6 protein-coding genes and 2 pseudogenes are annotated in these 8,800 nt (G+C 71.1%); 3 read left to right on the forward strand and 5 right to left on the reverse strand.

All coding sequences use genetic code 11. The features are described 5' to 3' along the window. A pseudogene (locus ABD691_RS13365) lies at positions 1-460 on the reverse strand (hypothetical protein); the annotation flags it as partial. A 474-nt stretch (positions 461-934) separates the two neighbouring features. Between ABD691_RS13365 and ABD691_RS13370 the strand changes: the two are divergent. Further along, positions 935-1,771: an SGNH/GDSL hydrolase family protein gene (locus tag ABD691_RS13370; protein ID WP_344679955.1), complete on the forward strand. Its 837-nt coding sequence runs from the start codon at positions 935-937 to the stop codon at positions 1,769-1,771. 371 nt (positions 1,772-2,142) lie between these two features. On the opposite strand, the gene ABD691_RS13375 is transcribed toward ABD691_RS13370, so the two are convergent. Continuing rightward, on the reverse strand, positions 2,143-5,031 hold the full coding sequence (locus ABD691_RS13375; RefSeq protein WP_344679956.1) for an AfsR/SARP family transcriptional regulator: 2,889 nt from the start codon (positions 5,029-5,031) through the stop codon (positions 2,143-2,145). Positions 5,032-5,325: 294 nt separating this feature from the next. Here ABD691_RS13375 and ABD691_RS13380 point away from each other — a divergent pair, with 294 nt between their 5' ends. Both ABD691_RS13380 and ABD691_RS13385 read left to right on the forward strand, forming a co-directional pair. Beyond that, the gene (locus tag ABD691_RS13380; RefSeq protein ID WP_344679957.1) at positions 5,326-6,360 is read left to right on the forward strand and encodes an ADP-ribosylglycohydrolase family protein; all 1,035 of its coding nucleotides are present in this window, start codon (positions 5,326-5,328) and stop codon (positions 6,358-6,360) included. Between the two features lie 185 nt (positions 6,361-6,545). Next, positions 6,546-7,013 carry a GNAT family N-acetyltransferase gene (locus ABD691_RS13385; RefSeq protein ID WP_344679958.1) on the forward strand — a complete coding sequence of 156 codons (468 nt, stop codon included), beginning with the start codon at positions 6,546-6,548 and terminating at the stop codon, positions 7,011-7,013. A gap of 47 nt (positions 7,014-7,060) precedes the next feature. On the opposite strand, the gene thpD is transcribed toward ABD691_RS13385, so the two are convergent. From thpD to ABD691_RS13400, 3 genes and pseudogenes are all read right to left on the reverse strand, one after another. Further along, positions 7,061-7,963 carry an ectoine hydroxylase gene (gene thpD / locus ABD691_RS13390; protein ID WP_344679959.1) on the reverse strand — a complete coding sequence of 301 codons (903 nt, stop codon included), beginning with the start codon at positions 7,961-7,963 and terminating at the stop codon, positions 7,061-7,063. 214 nt (positions 7,964-8,177) lie between these two features. Further along, positions 8,178-8,585, reverse strand: coding sequence for an ectoine synthase (locus ABD691_RS13395; protein ID WP_344679960.1), 408 nt, complete (start codon positions 8,583-8,585; stop codon positions 8,178-8,180). A gap of 31 nt (positions 8,586-8,616) precedes the next feature. Continuing rightward, positions 8,617-8,800, reverse strand: a pseudogene (locus ABD691_RS13400) (diaminobutyrate--2-oxoglutarate transaminase); the annotation flags it as partial.

The following is an 8,800-nucleotide window of genomic DNA, read 5'->3' on the forward strand; positions in this document are numbered from 1 at the left end:
CCGCGGGCGGTCCGCTGGGCGGACCCGCGGGCGGCTGCGGGCCCGCGAAGATCCCGCCCGCGCGCGGGTCGTCGGCGAGGTCCCCGCCGAGCGAACCGGACAGCTCGGCCGGGCGTTCCGCCGCGCCGAGCTCGCCCGACATCGCCGCCGGGCTCGGCCGGTCCGGGCGCTCCGGAGCCGGTCGGTTCGGCTGCGCCTGCCTGCGCTGCTCGTGCTCGAAGCGGTCGCTCAGGCGCTCGATGCGCTCCCAGAACGCGAACGGGTGCGGCTCGCCCGCCAGCGCGGCGAACTCCGACCGCAGGTCGAAGCGCATCGGCCGCGGCGCCGGACGCGGCGGACGTCCGCCGCCCGGCGGCGGTCCCTGCTGCGGTTCCCCGGGCGGCGCCGCGCGCCTGCCGCGCCCTCCCGGTTCGAAGCCCGCCGGCCCCGGCGAGGACGCCGGATTCTGCGGTGCCGTCACGATTCCCCCAGGTCTTCGGTGTTGCCGGGCCCCGCCGAGGTCACCCCTCCGCCGCGTTCACCCATACCGACGCAAGCGAGCATGTCGTCGTTCCCCACTCAGACGACCGTGATCACGCGATCCGCCGACGGCCTCTGCACCGCCGCCGGTCTGCCTGCCACCTGCGCTGATCGCGACATCACGAGCCCCCTCGTTGCTTTCGTTACCGCCGAAGGACAGTAGCAGCCCCGCCTGGCCGTCATCGGGGTTTCACCGAAGAGCAACCAAGCCCCCCGCCCGGACCACGGGAAACCGCCGCATGCCAACGAAAACGCGGTCCCGCCGGCCCGCCGGACCGGATCCCGCAAACCGGACATATTTACTAGACCATTTGGTGCCGTTAATCACTTGGCCGCAACCTTCGGTGGCGTAGGTCGACATCGACGCGCCAATGTGGTCCGGGTTCACCACAGGTGCGCGGAAAGGAACAGGTCGATGGGCGAATGGGGGCAGCCGCGGGACGTCGACGCGGCAGGGCTGGACAGCTTCGTCGCGCTGGGCGACAGCTTCACCGAGGGTCTGGACGACCTCCGTCCCGACGGCGGGTACCGGGGCTGGGCGGACCGCCTGGCCGAACACCTCGCGACCGCGAACCCGCGGCTGCGCTACGCCAACCTCGCCGTTCGCGGAAAGCTGATCCGCCAGATCGTCGACGACCAGGTGCCGCAGGCGATCGAGTTCGGACCCTCGCTGGTGTCGTTCACCGCCGGCGGCAACGACATCATCCGGCCCGGGAGCGACCCGGACGCGGTCGCCGAGGTCTTCGACTCCGCGGTCGCCCGGCTGGCGGCCACCGGCGCGGAGATCCTGATCGGCACCGGCTTCGACACCCGCGACACCCCGGTGCTCAAGCACGTCCGGGGCAAGGTCGGCACCTACAACTCCCACCTGCGCTCGATCGCCGACAAGTACGGCTGCCGGGTGCTCGACCTGTGGTCCATGCAGGTCCTCCAGGACCCCCGGGCCTGGGGCGAGGACCGGCTGCACCTGTCCCCCGAAGGCCACCGCCGGGTCGCGCTGCGCGCGTGCGAGGCGCTTGGCGTCCCGGTGACCGAGGACTGGCGGGAGCCGTGGCCGCCACTGGAGGAGCAGTCCTGGCGCACCCAGCGCATCCAGGACATCCAGTGGGCGCGCGAGTTCCTGGCACCGTGGATCGGCCGCCGCCTGCGCGGCCAGTCCAGCGGCGACGGCCGCACCCCGAAGCGCCCCCACCTGGAGCGCCTCTGCACCACCCAGGCGACCGACACCAAGCGCTCGGCGGACCAGCACTGACCCCTCGAAGTTGAAGCGGCGGTGCCGGTCACCACCGGCACCGCCAAGCAACGGGACAGGACCCGAAAAGACGAAGTGCGGGCGCCGTGGTCGACTCCACCCCTGACCACGGGCCCGCACGTACCCCCACGTCCATTCGGGAGGAACCAGTCCCGAATGCCTACCCCCCTAGCGGTCGTCCCGACCCGCTCCCACCCACGCGAGCGCAGGCCGGGACGACCGGGCGACAAATCCCCCCTAGATTCCCCCAGAGCCGCCCGTTGTCCGGACCATGCACGGCTGATTCGGACACCATGAAGAGTGCCCGAGGCCACTATGCGGTGGCTACACGCTCGCTAAACGCGGCCAAAACGGGCCCGCTGACCTGGGCTTCAACCGTTCTGCCAAGTGGTTGGCAAATCTCCGAGGCGCTTGCGGACCTCGTCCGCGCGGTGCGAACCGACCGTCTCGAAGATCGTCAGCGCGGTCTCCCACCGGGTCCGCGCGACCGAGAGGTCACCCCGCGAGAACGCCGACTCCCCCAGCCCCAGGTAGGCCGCCGCCTGCCGCTCCAGCGAGCCGCAGCTCTGCGCGACCTCCAGGGCCTCGTGATGGTAGCGCTCGCCCTCGGCGATGCGGCCCAGTTCGATCGAGACCTCGCCGCAGTTGTTCAGCACCATGGCCAGGGTTTCGAGGTCGTCGGCCTCCCGGTACATCACCTCGGCCTCGCGCAGGTGCGCCAGCGCCTCCTCCAGGTTGCCGTTGACCTGCTCGACCTGGGCGAGGTTGTTCAGCGCTCCCGCCTCCCGGTAGCGGTCGCCGAGCGTCCGGTACGCCTCCAGCGCCTCCCGGCAGTGGCCCTGCGCCTCGTCGTAGCGGCCGAGCCGGAACAGCACCGCGCCCATGTTGACCTGGGTCAGCGCGAGCAGCGCGGGATCACCGGTGGTCATCGCCTCCCGGTGGGACTCGGCGTAGTGGGTCAGCGCGGCCTCCGGCTGCCCGGACCGGGAGTAGGCCACGCCGAGCCCCGCCGACATCAGCAGCTTGCCGACCCCGTCGTGCACCGCGCGGGCCGAGTCCAGGCCGTCGCTGTAGATCTGGATCCAGTCCTCCCACGGGCAGCGCACCATGAGGTAGTTGAACTGCAACCGCACCAGCGGCCAGGCCAGCTCGTGCATGCCCTCGGCGTTGGCGACCCGCACCGCGGCGACCAGGTTGGACCACTCGGCGTCGAACCACTCCAGCGCCTCGGCGCGGCTGGTGATCTCCGGGCGGGCCACGGTCCCGTCACCGGCGAAGTCGAGCGCGTCCCGCGCGGGCCGCAGGAAGCGCCGCGCGTGGTCGGCGACCACCAGGTAGTAGTGCAGCAGCCTGCGCAGGGCGGCGTCGTCCTCTTCGGACAGCCGGGAAATCGTTTGCCTGCCATCGGAGCTGGCGAGCAGGTCCCGCGCGTAGACGCGGAGCAGGTCGTGCATGCCGAACCGGTCCGATCCCGGTTCGGTCACCAGGTGCGCGAGCGCCAGCGCCCGCAGCCTGCGCCGCGCGCTCGGCGGGTCGGTGCCGCACAGCGCGGCGGCGGCGTGCCCGGTGAAGGTGTGCCCGGGGACCAGCCCGAGCAGCCGGAACGTCTTGGCGTGCAGCGGATGCAGGTTGCGGTAGGAGATGTCGAAGGCGCGCCGGACGCTGGTGTCGGCGTCGTCGATGTCCAGCGCGTGCAGGCGGTAGCGCTCGTCAGTCAGCTCGTGCACGAGGTCGGCGACCCCGCGCGCCGGGTTGGCCGCCAGTCGCGCGGCGGCGATGCGCAGCGCCAGCGGAAGTCCGCCGCACAGCTCGGCGAGTTCGCGCGCGGCAGCGGGTTCCGACTCCGACGTGCCCGGAGTGCCCGCGCGGTCGAGCAGTTCGACGGCGGTCTCGGTCGGCAGCGTCTCCAGCGGCAGCACGACCGCGCCGCTGCGCACCACCAGCCCGTCCAGCCTGCGCCTGCTGGTGACCAGCACCAGCGACTCGGAGCTGCCCGGCAGCAGCGGGCGGACCTGCTCGGAGTCGCGCGCGTTGTCCAGCAGCACCAGCACCCGGCGGTCGGCCAGCAGCGACCGGTAGAGCGCGGTGCGGTCGTCGACGTCGACCGGGATCGCGTCCGCCGCCACGCCCAGCGTCTTGAGCATGCTGGTCAGCGCCTCGCCCGGCGCCAGCGGCGCGCGCTCGGAGTCGAACCCGCGCAGCGAGGCGTAGAGCTGGCCGTCGGGGAACGACTCGGCGACCCGGTGCGCCCAGGTCACCGCGAGCGCGCTCTTGCCGACGCCCGCGGTTCCGGTGAGCACCGCCAGCAGGTTCACCGACCCGCGTTCGCGCTGGGTCAGCAGCCGGTCGAGCGCGGTGAGCTCCCGCTCCCTGCCGACGAACCCGGCGACCGCCGGCGGGAGCTCGGCCGGGATCGGCCGCCCGATCCCGACGTCGGGCACCGCGGCGTCGACGACCTGCCGCCGCTGCGAGCCCAGCAGCGTGTCGTCGTCGCGCAGCAGCCGCTCGTAGAGGCCGCGCAGTTCCGGGCCGGGGTCGATGCCGAGCTCGTTGGACAGCCGCTGCCGCAGCACGTGGTAGCGGGCCTGGGCCTCGGCGCGGTGTCCGGCGCGGTAGCTGGCGAGCATCAGCTGGCCGGTGAGCCGCTCCCGCAGCGGGTACTGCTCGACCAATGTGGACAGTTCCACCACGAGGTGGTGGTGGCGGCCGAGGTCGAGGTCGGCGGCGACGCGCTCCTCCAGCGCGAGCAGCCGGAGCTCGTCGAGGTTCGGGGCGACCATCCGGTGCAGCTGGCTGGAGGTGACGTCGGCCAGCACCGGGCCCCGCCACAGCGCGAGGGCCTCGGTGAGCAGCCGCGACCGCTCCTCCGGGGCGAGGCCGTAGGCGCGGTTGACCAGCCCGCGGGCGCGGTGGGCGTCGATGCGCTCGGCGTCGACGTTGAGCACGTAGCCGGGCGAGCGGGTGACGATCTCCGGCCGGTCGGCGTCCGCGCTCTCGGCGAACAGCTTGCGCAGCTTGGAGATATAGCCGTGGAGGATGGTGCGGGCGCTGGCGGGCGGGTCGTCGCCCCAGAGGGTGTCGATGAGCCGGTCCATCGGCACGATCTGGTTCGGCTCCAGCAGCAGGCACGCCAGCGTGCTGCGCACGCCGGAGCTGCCGATGGGCAGCGCGACACCGTCGGCGAGGACCTCCATCGGGCCGAGCACGCGGAACTCGAAGCCCGTGCCCGGCGCACCGGACGAGTCTTCCAGCGGTGACATGCTTCCCGAAATCCGATTCGCGCTCATTTTTCTCATGGACAGTTTCAACCACCGGTCCGCGCGGAGTCCACACCCCGCCCCGCACCCCTGGCCGAAGCGGACACACGGTAACCAGCGCCGCCCGGGCGGCCTTCGGCACCCGGCACGTGATTCACCCCAATGGAGGTATGCCGGATTCGCCGTGGTCGATGTGCGCCTTTCGACCCGAACACTCCCCGGGGTCGATCACGCCCAGTACAGTCAGGGGGACCGCCGATCACCCGAACGAGGACCACTGTGGAAGGAGCGCCGTCTGTGTCCACATCGTCCACAGTGGTCGATCGGGCCGTCGGATGCCTGCTCGGAGGGGCCCTGGGCGATTCGCTCGGCGCTCCGGTGGAGTTCCAGCAACTGGCCGACATCCGCGCGGAGTACGGCGAGAACGGCCTCACCGAGCCGCCGCCGCAGGCGCTGCTGGGCGATGCCACCCAGATGTCGCTGTTCACCGGTGAGGGCTACCTGCACGCCTGGACCACGGGCAACAACGGCGGGCAGTGGCGACCGGTCGAATCCGTCGCCGCCGCGTACCGCCGCTGGCTCATCACCCAGCAGGAGGACAAGCCGCAGCCCGGCGCGACCGGCCTGCTCGCCGAACCCGAGCTGTACGCCAACCGCGCGCCCGGGCTGACCAGCCTGCGCGCGCTCGGCGAACCCGAGCTCGGCACCCCGGACCGGCCGCGCAACAGCTCGAAGGGCTGCGGCGGCGTGGACCGCAGCGCGCCGGTCGGCTTCTCCCCCACCGCCGAGATGGCCTACCAGCTCGGCTGCCAGTTCGCCGCGCTCACCCACGGCGGCGCGGGCGGCTGGGCGTCCGCGGGCGCGCTGTCGCTGATCGTGCACCTGGTCGCGGTGCAGGGCAGGCGGCTGCCTGCCGCGGTCGACCAGGCAACCGGCCGGGTGCTGCGCGACGACGGCGAAACCGCCGCCGCGCTGGCGGAGGCCTCGACGCTGGCCCGGCTCGGCGGCAGCGTCGGGCACATCGAGCACCTCGGGCAGGGCTGGATCGGACCGGAAGCGCTGGCGATCGGCGTGTACTGCGCGCTCGCGCTGCCCAAGCCGGGGCAGTTCAGCGACGCCCTGCGGCTGGCGGCCAACCACTCCGGGCACAGCGACTCCACCGCCGCGATCACCGGCAGCGTCCTCGGCGCCCGGCACGGGACCGCGGTGCTGCCGCGCGCCTGGCTGGGCAGGCTGGAGCTGGCCGACGTCATCGAGCGCATCGGCCACGACCTCGGTGCGTCCTGCGTCGGCGAGAACTTCAACCAGCGCCGCTACCTCGGCCTCAGCTGAGGCGGAAAATCACGCCGAAATTCCGGCAGACGCGGTCGATCGCCACGCTGCGTCCCGCACAGGTCGACGCAGCGCAGCGGATCTGCCGAGAAGAAACGGAAAATTCCACGGGAACGGCAAAACCGCGTGGAAAATGCCGGATCCGAGCGGGCCCGGACGTCGGCACCCGCTGGCAAGCTCAGCTCATGAACGCGCTCGTCGCCGAGGACTTCGCGGTGCCCCGCGAACTCGTCACCGAACACTTCCGCCTGGAACCGCTGGGTGAACGGCACAACAGCGCCGACCACGCCGCGTGGACCACCAGCATCGACCACATCCGCGCGACCCCCGGCTTCGACGGCCGCTCCTGGCCACCGGAGCAGGGCATGTCGCTGGCCGACAACCTCGCCGACCTGCGGCGGCACGCCGACGACTTCGCCCGGCGCACCGGGTTCACCTACACCGTGATCGACCGGATCATCGGTGACGTGATCGGCTGCGTCTACATCCACCCGGACCACGAAGGCGGAACCGGGGTCGTGGTCCGCTCCTGGGTCCGCCAGGACCGGGCCGAGCTCGACGACGTCCTGCACGAGGTCGTGCGCGAGTGGTTGTCGGCGCGGTGGCCGTTCCCGAGCGTGAGCTACCCGGGCCGCGATCACGCGCGAATTTGACCGGACGGGAAAAAGGGCACCCGCGGGTGCCCCTTCGCCACCGGCCGCTACCGGCGCACCGGCGTGAAGTCCCGCGCGGCCACGAAGTCCGGCCGCGGGCTGCTCGCCGAGAACGGCTCGACGAGGGCGTTGTCCACGCTGTTGAACACCACGAAGATGTTCGAGCGCGGGAACGGCGTGATGTTGTTGCCGGAGCCGTGCATGCAGTTGGAGTCGAACCACAGCGCCGACCCGGCCGGTCCGGTGAACTGCTCGATCCCGTGCTCGTAGCCGAGCTTGGTGATCTCGTCCTCGCCGGGCACGCCGACCCGCTGCTCCTTGAGCGACGACTTGTAGTTGTCGTCCGGGGTCTCGCCCACGCAGGACACGAACGTCCTGTGCGCGCCCGGCATGATCATCAGACCGCCGTTGAACGGGTAGTTGTCGGTCAGCGCGATCGAGATGCTCACCGCGCGCATCGCGGGCATGCCGTCCTCGGCGTGCCAGGTCTCGAAGTCGGAGTGCCAGTAGAAGCCGCTGCCCCGGAAACCGGGCATGTAGTTGATGCGGCTCTGGTGAACGTAGACGTCCGACCCCAGGATCTGCCGCGCGCGGTCCAGCACCCGCGGATCCGCGACGAGCTCGGCGATCAGATCGCTGACGCGGTGCACCTCGAAGATCGAGCGCACCTCGTCGGACTCCTTCTCCACCACGGTCCGCTCGTCGGCCCGGACCCGAGGATCGCTGGTCAGCCGGGTGAGCTCCTGCCAGTAGGTCTGCACCTCCGCCGGGGACAGCAGCCCCTCGACGGTGTGGAACCCCTTGGCCTCGTGGGCGGCCAGTTCGTCGGCCGTGGCGGGACCGGAGCTGACCCCGGGCCACACGGTCGGATCCTGGCGATCGATCAGAGCCGGTTCGGAGCCCACCCGCGTCGGGTAGCGGTCCTGGGTACTCAGATCGGCGACGGTCATGTGTTGCGCCTCCTTCGCGAATTCCCGCCGGAGCGGCCGGTGCCCGGGGCACCACCGCCATTTCTCGGTTCCTCGTTTGAGAGGTTCCCCTTGTCCCGCAAGGGGAAGACCGTTCAAGCACCAGGGCGGTGGGTAGAACCGGTCAGAGACCGGAATACCCACCGCCCGCGGCGAATATGCCTGTCGCAGCGCTGCCGCTGCGGTGGCGCCGAGGTCAGCTCGCGGCTGCCTCGTCTTCCTCGACGACCAACGGGTACACCCCGTTCTCGTCGTGCACCTCGCGCCCGGTCACGGGCGGGTTGAACACGCAGACCGTGCGCATGTCGGTCTTCGGCCGAACCTGGTGCTTGTCGTGGTTGTTGAGCAGGTAAAGCGAGCCCGGCTTGAGCTGGTGGGTCTCCCCGGTGGCCTTGTCCGTGATCTCGCCCTCGCCCTCGAAGACGAACACCGCCTCGATGTGGTTGGCGTACCAGAAGTCGTTCACCGTGCCCGCGTAGAGGGTGGTCTCGTGGACCGAGAAACCCACCTTCTCCTTGGCCAGGACGATGCGCTTGCTGCGCCAGTTCTCCGTCTTGATGTCGGCGTCGGTGTTCTCGATCTCGTCGAGCGTGCGGACGATCAAGTTTCCTCCTCGAAAAGCTCTGGGGGGTTACTCAGGCCAGGACAGCGTGCACGGACTCGCGGATGATCTGAAGACCCTGTTCGAGTTCTTCGTCCGAGACGGTCAGCGGCGGCATGATCTTGATGACCTCGCTGTCCGGACCGGAGGTCTCCAGGATCAGCTTGCGGTCGAACGCGGCCTTGGAGATCCTGCCCGCGATCTCGGTGTCCTCGAAG

Origin of the sequence: Saccharopolyspora taberi, assembly GCF_039534165.1 — a bacterium.
Classification (GTDB): domain Bacteria; phylum Actinomycetota; class Actinomycetes; order Mycobacteriales; family Pseudonocardiaceae; genus Saccharopolyspora_D; species Saccharopolyspora_D taberi.

Coding starts and splice junctions, on each gene's coding strand:
- ABD691_RS13370 (WP_344679955.1), top strand. CDS start 935: ATGGGCGAATGGGGGCAGCCGCGGGACGTCGACGCGGCAGGGCTGGAC.
- ABD691_RS13375 (WP_344679956.1), bottom strand. CDS start 5,031: ATGTCACCGCTGGAAGACTCGTCCGGTGCGCCGGGCACGGGCTTCGAG.
- ABD691_RS13385 (WP_344679958.1), top strand. CDS start 6,546: ATGAACGCGCTCGTCGCCGAGGACTTCGCGGTGCCCCGCGAACTCGTC.
- thpD (WP_344679959.1), bottom strand. CDS start 7,963: ATGACCGTCGCCGATCTGAGTACCCAGGACCGCTACCCGACGCGGGTG.